Consider the following 472-nt stretch of genomic DNA (forward strand, 5'->3'; position numbering starts at 1 on the left):
CCTGGGAATGGATGCTCGACGACGATTTCGGTCGCAGGGCGGTCGAGCAGATGCCCGCCACGATGTGGGTGGAACCGCTGTGGAAGACGCTGTTGAGTAACAAGGCGATCCTGGCGGTGCTGTGGGAGATGTATCCCGGGCACCCGAACCTGTTGCCCGCCTACGTCGATGACCCGCACGAGCTGACCGAGTACGTGCGCAAGCCCAAACTGGGGCGTGAGGGTGCCAACATCACCATCGTCGGTCCCGGGTTCGAGACCGAGACCGGCGGTGTGTACGGCGAAGAGGGCTACGTGTACCAGTTGCTCGATCCGCTACCGCAATTCGACGACATGCGCCCCGCGTTGGGCGCGTGGATCGTCGGCGACGAATCCGCCGGACTCGGGATCCGCGAGACCTCCGGTCTCGTCACCGACAACGGCGCTGCCTTTGTGCCACACCGCATCCCGCAGTGACCTGGAAGGAATACCCC

General features: G+C 64.4%; 1 protein-coding gene. It reads left to right on the forward strand.

Features of this window, described 5'->3' with window-relative positions:
• On the forward strand, window positions 1-455 hold a 455-nt coding region (locus RM844_RS32405), incomplete at its 5' end, for a glutathionylspermidine synthase family protein (protein ID WP_311671024.1).
• Window positions 456-472: the final 17 nt, after the last annotated feature.

The sequence above is a fragment of the Streptomyces chisholmiae genome, from assembly GCF_031845445.1.
In the GTDB taxonomy this organism is placed as follows: domain Bacteria; phylum Actinomycetota; class Actinomycetes; order Streptomycetales; family Streptomycetaceae; genus Streptomyces; species Streptomyces chisholmiae.